At 42.4% G+C, this 15,398-nt stretch carries 13 protein-coding genes; all 13 read right to left on the bottom strand.

Translation table 11 applies throughout. From position 1 onward, the window contains the following. Positions 1-50 precede the first annotated feature (50 nt). The gene (locus QM911_RS03115; protein ID WP_414313090.1) at positions 51-1,325 is read right to left on the bottom strand and encodes a hydroxymethylglutaryl-CoA reductase, degradative; all 1,275 of its coding nucleotides are present in this window, start codon (positions 1,323-1,325) and stop codon (positions 51-53) included. Then, positions 1,325-2,497, bottom strand: coding sequence for a hydroxymethylglutaryl-CoA synthase (locus tag QM911_RS03110; RefSeq protein ID WP_414313089.1), 1,173 nt, complete (start codon positions 2,495-2,497; stop codon positions 1,325-1,327). The genes QM911_RS03115 and QM911_RS03110 overlap by 1 nt, the downstream gene beginning before the upstream one ends. Positions 2,498-2,677: 180 nt before the next feature. Then, the gene (locus QM911_RS03105; protein WP_049503410.1) at positions 2,678-3,127 is read right to left on the bottom strand and encodes a threonine/serine exporter family protein; all 450 of its coding nucleotides are present in this window, start codon (positions 3,125-3,127) and stop codon (positions 2,678-2,680) included. Position 3,128: 1 nt separating this feature from the next. Further along, the gene (locus tag QM911_RS03100; protein WP_414313088.1) at positions 3,129-3,887 is read right to left on the bottom strand and encodes a threonine/serine exporter family protein; all 759 of its coding nucleotides are present in this window, start codon (positions 3,885-3,887) and stop codon (positions 3,129-3,131) included. Positions 3,888-3,975: 88 nt separating this feature from the next. Further along, positions 3,976-5,880 (bottom strand): Stk1 family PASTA domain-containing Ser/Thr kinase, encoded by a 1,905-nt coding sequence (gene pknB, locus QM911_RS03095; RefSeq protein ID WP_414313087.1) that lies wholly within the window; start codon positions 5,878-5,880, stop codon positions 3,976-3,978. After that, the gene (locus tag QM911_RS03090; RefSeq protein ID WP_414313086.1) at positions 5,877-6,617 is read right to left on the bottom strand and encodes a Stp1/IreP family PP2C-type Ser/Thr phosphatase; all 741 of its coding nucleotides are present in this window, start codon (positions 6,615-6,617) and stop codon (positions 5,877-5,879) included. Before QM911_RS03090 ends, pknB begins: the two co-directional genes overlap by 4 nt. A 15-nt stretch (positions 6,618-6,632) precedes the next feature. Beyond that, a complete protein-coding gene (rsmB, locus tag QM911_RS03085) occupies positions 6,633-7,946 on the bottom strand; it encodes a 16S rRNA (cytosine(967)-C(5))-methyltransferase RsmB (protein WP_414313085.1) in 1,314 nt (437 codons plus the stop codon). Continuing rightward, complete coding sequence (fmt, locus tag QM911_RS03080) at positions 7,939-8,874, bottom strand: methionyl-tRNA formyltransferase (RefSeq protein ID WP_414313084.1); 936 nt, start codon at positions 8,872-8,874, stop codon at positions 7,939-7,941. The genes rsmB and fmt overlap by 8 nt, the downstream gene beginning before the upstream one ends. Positions 8,875-8,886: 12 nt before the next feature. Beyond that, positions 8,887-11,283 (bottom strand): primosomal protein N', encoded by a 2,397-nt coding sequence (locus QM911_RS03075; RefSeq protein ID WP_414313083.1) that lies wholly within the window; start codon positions 11,281-11,283, stop codon positions 8,887-8,889. 84 nt (positions 11,284-11,367) lie between these two features. Further along, positions 11,368-11,682: a DNA-directed RNA polymerase subunit omega gene (gene rpoZ / locus QM911_RS03070; RefSeq protein WP_007554975.1), complete on the bottom strand. Its 315-nt coding sequence runs from the start codon at positions 11,680-11,682 to the stop codon at positions 11,368-11,370. 24 nt (positions 11,683-11,706) lie between these two features. After that, positions 11,707-12,333, bottom strand: coding sequence for a guanylate kinase (gene gmk / locus QM911_RS03065; RefSeq protein ID WP_060956086.1), 627 nt, complete (start codon positions 12,331-12,333; stop codon positions 11,707-11,709). A gap of 136 nt (positions 12,334-12,469) precedes the next feature. Beyond that, the gene (locus QM911_RS03060) at positions 12,470-14,083 is read right to left on the bottom strand and encodes a ribonuclease Y (protein WP_414313082.1); all 1,614 of its coding nucleotides are present in this window, start codon (positions 14,081-14,083) and stop codon (positions 12,470-12,472) included. A 217-nt stretch (positions 14,084-14,300) separates the two neighbouring features. Further along, positions 14,301-15,398, bottom strand: a complete 1,098-nt coding sequence (locus QM911_RS03055; protein ID WP_414313081.1) for a nucleotidyltransferase — start codon at positions 15,396-15,398, stop codon at positions 14,301-14,303.

Raw genomic sequence — 15,398 nt, 5'->3', positions numbered from 1 at the left:
TTTCATTGAGTATAAACAAAAAGCTCAGACTAAATTCGTCTGAGTTTTTCTTATGATCTTAAGTTTTTCAAAAGAGTTTGGGCTTTTTCTAAATTAAAAGTTTTTTCAGCAATCAAGTTTTCTACTAGCTTAGGTACTTCTGCCTCAGTCGCACCTGCTAAAAGTGCTAACGATTTTGCCTGAAGTTTCATGTGTCCATGCTGAATCCCTGTACTGACCAAAGCCTTAAGGGCTGCAAAGTTTTGTGCAAGACCAATTGACACGATAATTTGAGCCAATTCTTTGGCAGATGGATGACCTAGCAACTCATGACTGAGTACGACTCGAGGATTGAGACCAATAGATCCACCCTTGGTGGCAACTGGCATCGGCATGGTCATCTCTCCAATAAGCTCTTCACTTTCCAAATCCATCGTCCAACGACTGAGTCCTCGATAAGCACCATCATGACTCGCATAGGCATGCGCTCCCGCTTCAATGGCACGCCAATCGTTTCCAGTAGCAATCAAGAGAGCATCAATTCCGTTAAAGATTCCCTTGTTGTGAGTCGCTGCTCGATAAGGATCTGCCTGAGCAAACTGACTGGCTAAAACCATTTTTTCTGCCAACTCACGCGCTTCATCCTTCTGGCGACTCAAATAACGAAAGGCGATGCGACAAGTTGCAGTTACTAGAGAATCTGTGGCATAGTTGGATAAGATTCCCATTAAACTTTGCCCTTGACTTAGAGCCTCTAGACTTGGTTTTAAAGCTTCAAGCATGGTATTGAGCATATTAGCTCCCATGGCTTCCTGAGTATCGACATGGAGATAAACTACTAGAAAGTCAGCCTCACCAGAAATTTTTTCAACTGTTAGCTCTCTGGCCCCACCACCACGTTTGACAATAGAGGGATAGGCTTGATTTGCCAGTTCCATCAGTTCCGACTTTTGACTCAGAATAGCCTGACGAGCTTGGTCACTATCTGGGACTTGATAGAGAGCCACTTGACCGATCATTTGACGTTGGTGAACCTGAGCAGTAAAACCGCCTGCTCTTTTGATAATTTTGCTTGCAAAACTAGCTGCAGCAACAACAGATGGTTCTTCGGTGACATAGGGAACGGTATACTCCTGACCATTTACCAGAACTTCTGGAACTACTGAGTAAGGAAGCGAGAAGGTCCCCACCACATTTTCACTCAATTGGTCCGCAACTGCTAGACTGAGATTTTCATTCTGCTCAAGACTTTCCTGGGCTTCAATAGTAGTAAGCGCCTGAGACTTAACGAACTCTAGGCGCTCTTGAATTGATTTTTTAGCAAATCCATTCCAATTTTTTTTCATTATTTTTCAACCTTGCTGTAGCGACGTTGGTGGTCTACAATCTCAACCAGTGCGTAGTCTTGTCCTTCATAGCCTGACATCGTTGCAGATCCAGACTCATCTAAGTGGGCTTCCTCAAAGAACATTCGTTCATAACCAGCTACGCTCAATGCTTGACGTTGGTCTAGCAACTCTAAGCGATTATGCTGCAATTGCTTTTCAAAACCTTCAACCAATTCCACACTAAAGAACTCAGATACAGCACCACTACCATAGCTGTAGAGGGCAATCTTATCCCCAGCTTTTAGGCTATCAGAATTTTCAAGAAGAGACAAGAGACCTAAGAAGAGTGAACCTGTATAGATATTTCCAACTTTTTGGCTATAAATAATAGATTCATCAAAGTGCTTTTGAAGCAAGTCCTTCTTCTCTTGAGGCAAGGATTTGTCTAGGATTTTTTTCAATCCTTTGAGAGCTAGCTTCGGATATGGCAAGTGGAAACATACAGCTTCAAAATCCTCCAAGTTACAGTCATAACGCTTTTGGTACTCTTCCCAAGTCGTTTTTAAACTATCAAGATATTGTTGCGTTGAGTAAACCCCATTTACAAATGGTGTTGTCGAATAGTTTGGACGCCAAAAGTCCATAATATCACGAGTTTGTGCAACATTATCATTGTTGAAAATCATCACACGTGGATTTTGGCTAATCAACATAGCAACACATCCTGCACCTTGAGTTGGTTCTCCAGGAGTTTCGACACCATATCTTGCAATATCACTAGCCAGCACCAAAACCTTTGATTTAGGAGAATTTTCTACATGTAACTTAGCATAGTGAAGGGCCGCAGTTGCACCATAGCAAGCTTCCTTGATTTCAAAACTACGAGCAAAAGGTTGGATTCCTAACAAACCGTGTACAAAGACTGCTGCAGCTTTACTCTGGTCAACCCCAGACTCTGTCGCTACAATAACCATATCAATCTCTTGCTTATCTTCTTCAGTCAGGATAGAATTTCCTGCACTAGCAGCCAAGGTAACAATATCCTCTGTTAAAGGAGCGATACTCAATTCTTTTAAAAGGAGTCCTTTACTCAATTTTTCAGGATCAATTCCTCGGGTTTCTGCTAAATCTTGTAATTTCAAAACGTATTGACTGGTCGCAAAACCAATCTTATCAATACCGATTGTCATATTTACCTCTATTTTTATCATTCATTGTAAAAAATCGTTCACCTCTATTTTATCACAATTGAGGTCAAATGAGCTAAAAAAGACTTGATTCCCCAAATCAAGTTCACTCATAAATTTAAGCATCAGGCTTTAATCAAACAAGGTCCTACCATAAACTGATTAGCACAAAAAAATCGAGTCTTAACTAGCTCGATTCTTTTTGAGATAATGATACAATTTCAACAAAACTGTCCCACTGGCCATTCCAATGGAGATAACAAGGGCCAACATCATAACTAGCATGGCACTAGAAATGGCATGGCCGTAGTCACCTGTAACGAAGAAGGAAGTCGTTCGATAGGACAGATAACCTGGTACTAGTGGTGCCAGAATGGCTAGGGCAAAAACTACTGCTGGCGTTTTGTAGAGAATACTCATAATCTGGCTGACACAAGAACCAATCACCGCAGCAATAAAGGTTGCCAAAATGACATTAGTCGGCTCCTTGAGTATCAGATAGAGTAGCCAGATAGACATTCCCAAAACTCCACCAGGTATCAGCATGGAACGCTGGACATTTAAAACGATTAAAAAGGTAATAATGGCAAGCAAACTTGCCAGAGCTTGCAATAAAAATGTTGTTAGTGTCATATTAGTTCATGAGTACGAGGGCGACAGAGGTGCCTGCCCCTAAGGCAAGGGTAATCAGCAAAGATTCAAACATCTTGCTCATACCAGAGTTAATGTGATTGGTCATAATATCTCGAACAGCATTGGTCAGGGCAATTCCAGGTACAAAGGGCATGACCGCACCCGCAATCACCAGATCAGCTGTCGACGGCAAACCAGAATAGCGCGCCCAAAATTGTGCAATCAAACCGAAGACAAGAGCACCTGCAAAAGCTGTCATAAAAGGAATACGAATAAACTTCTCTACATAGAGAGAGAAAGTAAAAGCAAACAAGGTCGCCACTCCTGCTCCTATTGCATCGTAGACATTCCCACCAAACATAATTGAAAAGAAAGGAGCACTGAGGGTCGCTGCAGCCGTTAGCTGAACATTAGTGTAGGGTGAGGCCTTAGCATTTAATTCCTTTAGTTGCATAAAAGCCGTTTCCAAATCAAGCTGTCCCGCTACAAGCTGCCGTGAAATCTGGTTGACATCACACACCTTCTCAATATTATAAGCAGAGGAGGTCACTCGCTTCATGCGAGAGATATTTGTATTTTCAATGGAGAAAAAAATGGCTGCAGGCATGGCTAAAACATTACAATCCATAATACCCTGTGAATGAGCAATCCGAATCATGGTATCTTCAACACGATAAATCTCAGAACCATTGCGAAGCAGAATCGTACCTGCTAGCATGATGACATCAATAACTGCATTCAGTTTTTTTGATTCTTCCATGTTTCCCTCCTTTTTCAAACTCCATTTTATTTTATCATAATTTCGGAGGAAAAAAAATCTTTGCCACAAAAACTGTGACAAAGATTGATTAATTATCTGTGTTATGTTCGTCTGTTTGATTATGTGTTGACGAAGATGGAGTCGATTGACTTTGTGATGGCACTGTATTATCTACTCTGTTAGTGTTACGCTGGCTCGAAGACGGAACCGAAGAAAAAGAAGAAGAAGAAGAAGAAGGTGGTGGTGGAGTTTTTGGTTTATAAATAGAGATCTTTATACGTGTCGTAGCTAGATCAACTTTCTCACCTAGTTTTGGACTTTGATCGACAACAGTTCCTTCAGCAGTGCCCTCAGGTGCTGTCGAAACCTCTACTACTTCGATATTAGCTTCCTTGACACCAACAATTTGAATTAAGTTATTCTTTGCAAATTCAAGACTTGAGCCAATATAACTTGGCATGGTCACGGTTGTCACCTTTTTAGCAACAGTCAAAACGATAGAAGTTGCCTTGCTAAGATCATAGGTTGTACCTTCTGCTAGGCTCTGTTTTAAAATTACACCTGGTTCTGATTCACTGGACTCTTCTTCTTCAATCTTAATCAGATTTTCAGGAACTTTTTTCCCTTTCAGCTCAGCAATGACATCTGTAGATTTACGACCAACATAATTTCCAAGCTTGAAGGATTGTTGACCTGAAGATATGATTAGATTAACTTTAGACCCTTCCTTGCGAGCTGAGCCAGCATCTGGATCTGTTCGGATAACCCGACCTTCCTCTACGGTATCACTCGCTTCGGTCTTCTCCTCACCAATCTCAAAATTCGCTTTTTTCAGATTTTCTTTTGCCTCAGCGACAGTTTGACCTGCAACTTTTGGAATCTCAACAGTAGCTGGTGTTCTAGACAAAATCCACACCAAAGAAGCAGCAACCAGTACGAAACTTGCTAGTAGAACTAGATAACGTGCTTTAAAACGACGTTTTTTCACCGGTTTTCCCACAGATTTTTTAGCACTTGCTTCTGGGCTAGCTTTAGTTGCCTGATGGCTATCTGTCTGTGGTTGAACCTTAGGAATAGAGGTCAAGGTTGTCTGAGAAACCTTTGGCAATGTCTTTGTGTCTGCCTTAGTTGCATCATCAAAAACAAGTTTAGGTTCATTTCTGCGATTATAAGATAGACTGCTCGATAAATCAACATACATCTCTGAAACCGACTGGTATCGATCTGTAAGCTTTTTAGCAGTTGCTTTGATGACCACATTCTCCAAAGCTTGGGGAACAGATGGGTTTTCAGCTATGACCGAAGGAAGAGGTTTTTGGAAATGCTGGAGGGCTATAGTTACTGCACTATCGCCATCATAAGGGATATGCCCTGTCAGCATCTCGTAGAAAATAATCCCCATGGCATAGATGTCACTCTGGACAGTTGCCTTAGAGCCACGAGCCTGCTCAGGTGACAAGTAGTGAACAGAACCCAACATAGAGTTGGTCTGAGTCAGACTGGTCTCTGCAAAGGCTACGGCAATCCCAAAGTCCGTCACCTTAGCCGTTCCATCAGGAGTTAAAAGAATATTTTGAGGCTTTAAGTCACGATGGACAATACCTTTAGTGTGCGCCAAGCGCATCGCTAAGAGAATCTGACCCATGATACGGACAGCTTCTTCATTTGAGAGGGGATAGTGTTCTTTGATATAGCGCTTGAGATCAAGACCAGCTACATATTCCATAGCTAGGTACTGTTGACCGTCCTCTTCGCCGATATCTGTTATCCGAACGATATGGGGATGATCTAAGTCAGCCATTGCACGCGCTTCACGCTGAAAACGAGCAACAGCAATCGGGTCAGTCTGGTAGTTAGTCCTCAAGACCTTAACAGCTACCTCTTCCCCATCTAAAATCAAATCCTTGGCCAGGTAGACATCTGCCATACCTCCACGGCCAATTTGTTTGATAATCCGATACCGCCCGGCAAAAATCTTGCCGATTTGGATCATTCTGCCGCCTCCTCCTTAATCGAAACAAGGGCAACTGTAATATTATCAAGCCCTCCGGCATTGTTGGCAAAGCGTACCAAAGTGGCTGCCTTATCATCAAGCGAAATATCGCTTGTCACAATATCATAGATCTCACTGCCTGAGATCATATTGGTTAGACCGTCGCTATTCATGACCAGATAGTCACCTGGTTCCAAGCTGACAATTCCAAAATCAGGTTGAATTTCGTCTTTTTGTCCGATAGATTGGGTGATGATATTCTTTTGTGGATGTGCTTCAGCTTCTTCAGGTGTCAATTGACCTGCCTTGAGCAATTCATTGACCAAAGAATGATCACTGGTCAGTTGACGGTATTCTTCACCACGAATCAGACCGATACGAGAATCTCCAATATGAGCATAAATAGCTTGATGATCAATAATTGCAAGGGCTTCTAGAGTTGTCCCCATTCCCTTGTAGGCTTCATCACGCCCCATTTGATAAATCTTTTGATTTTCAACTTCTAGATGGTGGGCAAACCATTCGCGAACTTCATTAACGGTGTCAATCTGCGTATCAACCCAGGCAACACCTAAATCCGTAACTGCCATCTCGCTGGCAATATTACCTGCACGGTGTCCTCCCATCCCGTCAGCCAAGATGATCATTGTACGACCGGCACGGTTGACAAAAAGATTAACATAGTCTTGATTATTTGTACGTTTCTGACCCACATCTGTTAATAATGAAATCTCCATTGTGTCAGTTCCTTCCTAATCGGATATCTTGCGAAATTGGCTGATAAAGAATCCATCACTACCGTATAATTCCGGAGTAATGAGGATACAACCATTTTTCACGATATCCTTACATTCGTGTTCTAGTTTAACCTGCTCGAACTCTGGATGACTTTCTAAAAATGCTTGAACCACTTGAAAGTTCTCTTCAGAGACAATAGTGCAGGTACTATAAGTTATTATACCACCTTTACGTAGCGTTTGACAAACACTACCTAATATTTCCAACTGAATTTCCTGTAATGACGCGAAATCTGCTGTCTCTTTATTATATTTGATATCTGGTTTTCGACGCAATAGACCAATCCCTGAACAAGGAGCATCAACAAGAATCTTATCAAATTGATCCTTACCAAAAAATTCATGCACTTTTCGAGCATCCAGTTTTTGCGTTTGGACACGGTCCGCTACACCTAGTCGCTTTGCATTCTCTTGAATCAAAGTGAGTTTATGGTCGTAGAGATCTAGAGCCGTTACCTGACCTGTCGTCAAATAGGATGCCATATGGGCGGTCTTTCCACCAGGAGCTGCACAAGCATCTAAAACCTGCTCGTCGCCTTGTAGCTCTAGTGTCGGTGCAACCAGTTGACTAGACTCATCCTGGATAGTAATAGCCCCTTCAGCAAACAAGTCATGACCAGCAAAATGCCCCTGCTCCTTGACCAGACCAGCAGGAGATAAATGAGAATCACTTGCACCAAGCAAAGCTTTAATTTCCTCTTTTCGGCTCAAATCTGTCACACGGATACTGGCTTTATTGCGTTGCAAAAGACTCTCAAAAATCGCTTGCGCTCGCTCTTCTCCATACTCTTCCTTGAGCTTAGAAACCAACCACACTGGCAAAGAGTAGGCGATAGAATCACGCTTATTTTTACGTTTGATACTGGAAATATCTGGCAAACCTTCTCGCAGGATACGGCGAAGGACTGCATTGATCAGTTTTTCGCTACCTTTTTTGCGAAGTTTAGCCAGTTCCACCGCTTCATTGACCACTGCATGATCTGGAACCTTATCTAGATATTGGAGTTGGTAAGTACTCATGAGAAGAAGAACATAGAGCCAACTATCTAGCTTCTCTCTGTCTGGGATAAAATGAGATAAATACCATTCTAAAGTTAGTTTACGGGCTACCGTTCCATAGACCAGTTCGGTCACCAAGCCTTTATCTGCCGCTGACAGTTGACTTCCCTTAAGATGTTTGTTTAAAGCGATATTGGAGTAAGCTTGTTGGATAAAGACATCCTCCAATACCTCTAGGGCTAAACTTCTAGCCGTTTCTACTTTAGTCACCAAATCGTTCTCCTACTGCCAAAGTTCGTCCCACACCGTTGAGGAAGGAAGCAATGTCCATTTTAGGTTTTCCTGCTGGTTGAACCTGTTTGAAAGACAGGGCTCCTTCTGCTGTTGCGACAATCAATTCTTTCTTACCGATAGAGATAATCTCACCTGGATTCCCCTCGCCTTCTACAGGCAGAGCTTCATAGATTTTGAAGCGTTCGCCCTTTAGAAAAGTATGAGCAACTGGCCAAGGATTCATCCCACGAATTTGGTTAAAGAGTTGACGATTGGTCTTGTTCCAGTCCAACTTTTCTTCTTCAGGTTTGATATTAGGCGAAAATGTAATCTGGCTTGGGTCCTGTGGTTGAGGCTGAATCTCGCCAGCAATGTATGCAGGCAAAGTATCCAAAAGCAGATCACGACCAATAATTGCCAATTTCTCAAACAAGGTTCCTACATTGTCCTCATCTGTAATTGGAATACTACGACGAGAAATCATATCTCCGGCATCCATTTCCTTGACCATTTCCATAATGGTTACTCCTGCCTCCTCATCACCCTGAATCAAGGCATAATGGATAGGAGCTCCACCACGGTGCTTTGGAAGAAGCGAAGCATGAACGTTGACTGCAAAATCCATGCTATCAAGGAGTTTACTTGGGAGAAATTGTCCAAAAGCTGCAGTCACAATCCCGTCAGCTCCCAAATTCATGATAGCTTCCATCTCTGGACTACCCGATAATTTTTCAGGTTGGTAAATAGGAAGTCCTGCCTCTTTGGCTGCTTGTTTCACTGGGGTTTCTTGGATGACTTTTTTACGTCCAACCGCACGGTCTGGCTGAGTTACAACTGCAACAATCTCGTAGCGGTCATCTGTCAAAAGTCCCTTTAAAACAGTCGCTGAAAATTCAGGCGTTCCCATAAATATTAGTTTTGTCATATCTTCTCCTTCTTATAAAAATTGTTGCGGTTCGTGGTCAATACTGAGACGAAGTTCGCTATTTTCCCGTTCTTGTGTCAAGGCCAAGACCTGGTTAAGGGTTGGACCCAGCTCATCTTCTAAACGATATTTAATTAAAATCTGATAATGATAGAGGTTATGAGTACGAGCGATAGGTTTTGGCGTCGGACCTAGAATTACACTAGCATCCGATAAACCTGACCGCAAAATCTCCATGACTTCATAAGCACGTCTAAGAACCTCTTCTTCTTTTTTATGAGATAAGGTGATTCCAATAGTGAAATAATAAGGTGGATAACCCAACTGACGTCTGATGCCCATTTCATAGACATAGAAACCTTCGTAATCCTGATCCTTTGCGAATCGAATGGCATAATGCTGAGGATTATAAGACTGAATCAAGACCTGACCTGCTTTTTCAGCCCGTCCTGCACGACCTGCCACCTGGGTCAAGAGTTGAAAGGTTCTCTCAGAAGAACGGAAATCAGGCAGGTTCAAGGCTGTATCCGCATTGAGAACACCAACCAAGGTCACATTTGGAAAGTCCAAGCCCTTGGCAATCATCTGGGTTCCCAGAAGAATATCCGCTTCACCCTTGCCAAACTGCTCAAGAAGTGCTTGGTGACAACCTTTTTTGCGAGTTGTATCCACATCCATGCGCAGAATACGTGCCTCTGGAAAGAGTTCAGCCAGCTCATCGTAGGCCTTCTGGGTCCCTGTTCCATAGTAACGAATACTACGACTCTGACAGTTTGGACAAACATGAGGAATTTCCTTAGAAAATCCACAATAATGGCAGTTCATGGTTTTAGTATCCATGTGTAGCGTCAAGGAAATATCACAGTTTGGACAGGTATCAACAGTCCCACATTCCCGACACATAACAAAACTAGAATAGCCACGGCGGTTGAGCATGAGAACCACTTGCTCTTTTTTATCCAGTCGATCTTGAATGGCCTCAATCAGTGGTGGTGTAAAGTTTGATGTTTCATTCTGCCCGATATAGTCACGGAAGTCAATCAGTTGAACTTCAGGAATACTTGCTAAAGGATTGGCACGTTTAGTCAGGCGTAGATGCTGATAGACACCCTTGCCAGCACGCGCACGACTCTCTAGACTCGGTGTTGCAGAACCAAGGACTAGGGCAACTTGATTGTACTGAGCTCGTAAAAGAGCCACATCTCTAGCATGATAACGAGGATTGCTGTCTTGCTTATAACTAGCCTCATGCTCTTCATCGATAATGATAACACCTAGATTTTTCAAAGGGGCAAAAATAGCAGACCTGGCCCCAACAACTACCTGAGCATCTCCACGCTCCACCTTGCGCCACTCATCATACTTTTCACCATTGGACAAGCCTGAGTGGAGGATGGCAACTTGCTCACCAAAACGAGCAATAAATCGCTCGGTCATTTGAGGTGTCAGAGAGATTTCCGGAACTAGAACAATCGCTGTTTTTCCCATATCCAGGGCACCTTGGATAATCTGCAGGTAAACCTCGGTTTTACCACTTCCTGTAATTCCTTGAAGCAGAAAGGGAGGATATTGCTTCCCAATCGCTCCAACAACTGCCTCACAGGCTACTTTTTGCTCTTGATTTAACTCTAAGGCTTGATTCGACTCGATTCCTTCAAAATAAGCAGCTGAGCGTTGAACTTCCTTTTGAAAAATCGTCAAAGCACCCTGTTCCACAAAGAAATTGACTTGTTCCCGTGAGTAATGTTCTAACAAAGTAGCCAAAGGAACTGTTTCAGGATGAGCTAATAAATAATCTCGCAGTTCCAATTTCTTCTTGGCACGGTTTGAGATTTCTAGCTTTTCTAATTTATCAAGATTCACTTCAACCCAAGACTGCGTTTTGACCTTCTTCTGGTCTACAGCCTGATACTCTAGCCTCAAGAGACCTTTTCGAGTCAATCGCATCATCTCAGCCTGCTTTTCTATGTCTAGAGATGAAAATGCTAGAGACTCCTGCGAACCAAACAAACGGTCTCTATCTTCTTGACTTAAGCCTTTCAGAGGATAGAGGATTTTATCATAGCTAGAATTCAAAAATCCAGGGAGCATAGCTTTTAGAATGGAAATTTTGTAGGAGAAGACTGATTTACGTAACTCCTCTGCTAGCCAGAGTTGTTCCTCTGTTAGAACTGGAGAAAAGTCAAGTACCTCTGCAATCTCTTTCAAATCTTCGTCTGCCACATCTGCATCAGATTGAGACTCCATTCCAAGAACAATTCCCTGAATCAAGCGATTGGCCTTTCCAAAAGGTACATGAACTCGCATGCCGACTTCCAGCATCCCCTCAAATTCCTCAGGAATTTTGTAGCTATAGGGCTGGTCTGTCTGCATCAAGGGAACATCCACAATGATTTTTGCAATGGCCATATCCTCACCTCCTTCTCTTCTTAAATCCTTTTAATTGATTGAGTATTCTTGCAATAGAAAAAATAAGATTGAGTCCCCCCAACCTTAAATTTTTTCACCTTCTTCTTTTTCTTTCGCGATTTGCTCTTTGATTTTCTTTTCTTCTTCTTCTTTCAATCGTCTTTCTTCTTCGATACGACGGCGAACAGCTTCGCGTTTTCCTTCTGGATCTGGATGAATGGTTACATTCCCTGATTCAATTTCTTCCAAGGCACGAAGCGTAGATTTTACAGATTTGAATTCTTGAGTTGGAGGTGCTCCAGCTTCCAATTCGTGAGCACGTTTTGCTTCCAAGATTACGAGTGAATATTTTGATGGTACCTTGTCAAGTAAGGTATCAATAGAGGGTTTAAGCATCATTTGTTTGTACCTGTTTTCTATAGTTTATCGAATAGTCGGAGACTTTGGTAGCATATCCTGATAGTGACCAATCACGCGGTCTACACGGAAATGTTCTGCTTCAATCACACGTTTGACACGTTCTGCGGCAAGAGAAACATGGTCATTGACAATAGCGTAGTCATACTCACGCATCAAAGCAATTTCTTCCTTGGCTTTTTCGATACGCTGAGCAATTACTTCTGCGCTATCTGTACCTCGGCCTACGAGACGGTCTTGCAATTCTTCCAAATCTGGTGGTGTCAAAAAGATAAAGACAGCATCTGGAACTTTTTTCTTGACCTGAAGAGCTCCCTGCACTTCAATTTCAAGAAAGACATCGATTCCCTTATCAAGTGTTTCATTAACATAAGTCAGAGGAGTACCGTAGTAGTTACCGACATACTCTGCATACTCTAACATCTGTCCTTGACGGATCAATTCTTCGAATTCTTCACGCGTACGGAAGAAATAGTCAACTCCGTCTACTTCACCTGGACGTTGCGCCCGCGTTGTCATAGATACAGAATATTGAAATTGATTTTCAGAACTCTCAAAAATTTCTCGTCTAACCGTTCCTTTTCCAACTCCTGAAGGACCTGAAAAAACGATTAGTAAGCCTCGGTCTGCCATTATATCTCCTTTGGATAGTTTGTGAAATGACTTGAAAATTTCTGTAAGATTATATATCTAAAGCCATTTCTGCTCGCTACAATCTTTCTATCTAGTGTAACAAAAAAGCAGTAATTTTTCAACTGCTCTTTCTTATTTATTTTGCATAATCAACTGCACGAAGTTCACGAATCACGGTTACCTTGATATTTCCTGGGTAATCGAGATTGTTTTCGATTTTCTCACGAACTTTATGAGCCAAGATTGTGACCTTGTCATCTTTGATTTGACCTGGATTTACCATAATGCGGATTTCGCGACCAGCTTGAAGGGCAAAGCTATTTTGAACACCTTCAAAGCTATTAGCAATTTCTTCAAGATCATGGAGACGTTTGATGTAGCTTTCGAGTGACTCACTACGAGCTCCTGGACGGGCAGCACTCAATGCATCCGCCGCAGCAACGATGACTGCGATCACACTTTCAGGTTCTACATCTCCGTGGTGACTAGCAATAGTATTCACCACAACTGGGTGTTCCTTGTACTTGCGAGCTAACTCGGTACCAATCTCAACGTGGCTACCTTCTACTTCACGGTCAATGGCTTTACCAATATCGTGGAGGAATCCCGCACGACGAGCAAGGGTAGCATTTTCACCAAGTTCGCTGGCCATGATACCAGCCAACTTAGCAACTTCAATCGAATGACGCAAGACATTTTGTCCGTATGAAGTACGGAACTGCAAGCGACCCATGATCTTCATCAAGTCTGGGTGAAGGTTCGGTGCACCAATTTCATAGGCTGCGGCTTCACCATATTCACGAATCTTGTTATCAATCTCTTGACGATTTTTCTCAACCAACTCTTCGATACGAGCTGGGTGGATACGTCCATCCTTAAGCAAGGTTTCCATCGTCATATGGGCAATCTCGCGACGGATAGGATCAAAACCTGACAAGGTTACCACTTCTGGAGTGTCGTCAATGATAACATCAACCCCTGTCAAACTTTCAAAGGTACGGATATTACGTCCTTCACGACCAATGATACGACCTTTCATGGTATCATCAGGCAGATGAACGGTTGAGTTGGTAGATTCAGCTACATACTCACCAGCAATTCTCTGCATGGCTTGAGACAAGATATCCTTAGCCAATTTGTCTGAACGTTCCTTGACTTCTTGCTCAGCCTCACGAATACGGCTAGCAATTTCCTTAGTCAAGTTTTCCTCTGTCTGGGCCAAGATAATGTCTTTTGCTTCCGACTGAGTCAGAGTTCCAATACGCTCTAGTTCAGCTTGCTTTTGTTTCTCAATTTCTTCTAGTTGCTCTTCACGTACATCAAGGTTTTTTGCTCTATCAGAAATACTTTGTTCTTTTTGTTCAAGTGTTTTTTCTTTGTTCGTCAAATTGTCATCTTTACGATCAAGACTGCTAGCACGTTCGGTCAAACGACTTTCGATTTGCTTGAGTTCTTGACGTTCTGACTTAAATTCAGCGTCCACTTCTTCACGGTATTTTCTGGCTTCTTCTTTGGCCTCCAATAGTGCTTCTTTTTTAAGAGACTTGCTTTCGCTCTTAGCTTCATTGAGTAATAAATCCGCTTCGCGCTCAGCTTGTCCTCGTAAATTAGTTGCTTCTTGTTCAGCATTTAAAAGCATCAACTCCGCAGCCTCTTGTGATGATTTCATCTTGACTGAGATGCTGACATATCCAATGACTAAACCAATGATGACGGCAAAAACAACGATAACAATCGCCATAATTTCCATGTTTTTACCTCAATTTATTTGTTTATCCGAATGAATTACATTCTTATACATTTTACCATAAAAATTGATTTTTAACAAACCTTAATTTGAAGTTGTTTTGCTTATTTCGGCGATTAAAATCCTTATTTTCCCTAATAAAACAGGCTATTCTCCCTAAGTAAATTTTTAAAGATTTTTTTACAAAAAAATAAGTTAAAAAGCCTACCTCAAAGTAGACTTAGTTTGTTTCGATTCTGATTGGTACTCGACCAAAATTTTGTTCTGCGATACTTGGGTGTCCCAGTTGATAAATTTGGTCTGCCTTTTGAGTCATAGCATCCCAGGGATCTTTGCCGATTCGGCTAACTAGATTAACCTGCTCCTTAAGAGTTTTAAGGTGTTGTCTACCTTTTTCGGTAAAACCAAGGACATGAATACCTTCTGGAAGGTCACTTTCTCTGGCTTGTACCAAGATATAGGTCAAGAGGCGTCGCACACGCGCCTTGGTGTAGCGTTTGGTAGCCACTAACTCAACCAATTCCTCAATAGATTTTGCTATTTTGATGGCTTCCTTAATACGCACTGCCATTTCCTGATTGAGCTGATAAATGATGGTCAGGTCTAGATTGGACAAGATTTGATAGCGAAGCAAAGGAAAATAATCTTCCCAATTTACCTTACTAGCATTTTCAAAAAGGGAAACAGAAGGCATAAAGCGTTCTAAGAAATCTTTATCACTTTGGTGCTGACGGAGAGCTGTGGCCGAGGCAAAGTCTACATCCTTGTTCACAGAATGATAGCCGGCTCCTTGACGCTGAATCGGATGAAGTCTGATGTTTCGTCCTGCAACCGCCTTGGCATAAGCGAGAGCAAGGACATGATTAGGCGTATTGCCTGAAAAATCAAGACCTGCAAATTCCTTCCACATAGCTTGCGTTTTCTGAGGGTAAGAAAGAGAATCAGATAAGTTATCCACAAATTTCTCCATCTCAGCACCTTTCTCTGTGTATAAGTCAGCAATTTTCTGGTAATCCAGAACTTCCTCTGTCCCAAAAGCTAGGCTATCAATCCCCAACCGTGCCAAAATATCTACTGCTCCTTGTCCAAAGAAGTCCGCTGCTTGGACACTGACTAAAAAGGGCAATTCTACCACTAAGTCCGCCCCATTTTCCAGCGCCATCTGAGCCCGTGTCCACTTATCCACGATAGCAGGCTCCCCACGCTGCATGAAATTCCCAGACATGGCAACGATTTTCAGTCCCTCTGCCTGTTCCAGTAGGTATTTGTGGCCATTATGAAAGGGATTGAACTCCGCGATGATACCTGTAATGGTCAT

This window comes from Streptococcus infantis, from assembly GCF_047460825.1.
GTDB classification, from domain to species: Bacteria; Bacillota; Bacilli; order Lactobacillales; family Streptococcaceae; genus Streptococcus; species Streptococcus infantis_V.
The sequence above is the reverse complement of the archived record's forward strand: the minus strand, read 5'-3'. Positions and strand labels throughout refer to the sequence as shown.

Excerpts from the sequence above, each read along its gene's own strand:
- fmt (WP_414313084.1), bottom strand. The coding sequence starts at position 8,874 with ATGACAAAACTAATATTTATGGGAACGCCTGAATTTTCAGCGACTGTT.
- QM911_RS03115 (WP_414313090.1), bottom strand. The coding sequence starts at position 1,325 with ATGAAAAAAAATTGGAATGGATTTGCTAAAAAATCAATTCAAGAGCGC.
- QM911_RS03075 (WP_414313083.1), bottom strand. The coding sequence starts at position 11,283 with ATGGCCATTGCAAAAATCATTGTGGATGTTCCCTTGATGCAGACAGAC.
- QM911_RS03110 (WP_414313089.1), bottom strand. The coding sequence starts at position 2,497 with ATGACAATCGGTATTGATAAGATTGGTTTTGCGACCAGTCAATACGTT.
- QM911_RS03105 (WP_049503410.1), bottom strand. The coding sequence starts at position 3,127 with ATGACACTAACAACATTTTTATTGCAAGCTCTGGCAAGTTTGCTTGCC.
- rpoZ (WP_007554975.1), bottom strand. The coding sequence starts at position 11,682 with ATGATGCTTAAACCCTCTATTGATACCTTACTTGACAAGGTACCATCA.
- QM911_RS03100 (WP_414313088.1), bottom strand. The coding sequence starts at position 3,887 with ATGGAAGAATCAAAAAAACTGAATGCAGTTATTGATGTCATCATGCTA.
- QM911_RS03055 (WP_414313081.1), bottom strand. The coding sequence starts at position 15,398 with ATGACCATTACAGGTATCATCGCGGAGTTCAATCCCTTTCATAATGGC.
- gmk (WP_060956086.1), bottom strand. The coding sequence starts at position 12,333 with ATGGCAGACCGAGGCTTACTAATCGTTTTTTCAGGTCCTTCAGGAGTT.
- pknB (WP_414313087.1), bottom strand. The coding sequence starts at position 5,880 with ATGATCCAAATCGGCAAGATTTTTGCCGGGCGGTATCGGATTATCAAA.
- QM911_RS03090 (WP_414313086.1), bottom strand. The coding sequence starts at position 6,617 with ATGGAGATTTCATTATTAACAGATGTGGGTCAGAAACGTACAAATAAT.
- QM911_RS03060 (WP_414313082.1), bottom strand. The coding sequence starts at position 14,083 with ATGGAAATTATGGCGATTGTTATCGTTGTTTTTGCCGTCATCATTGGT.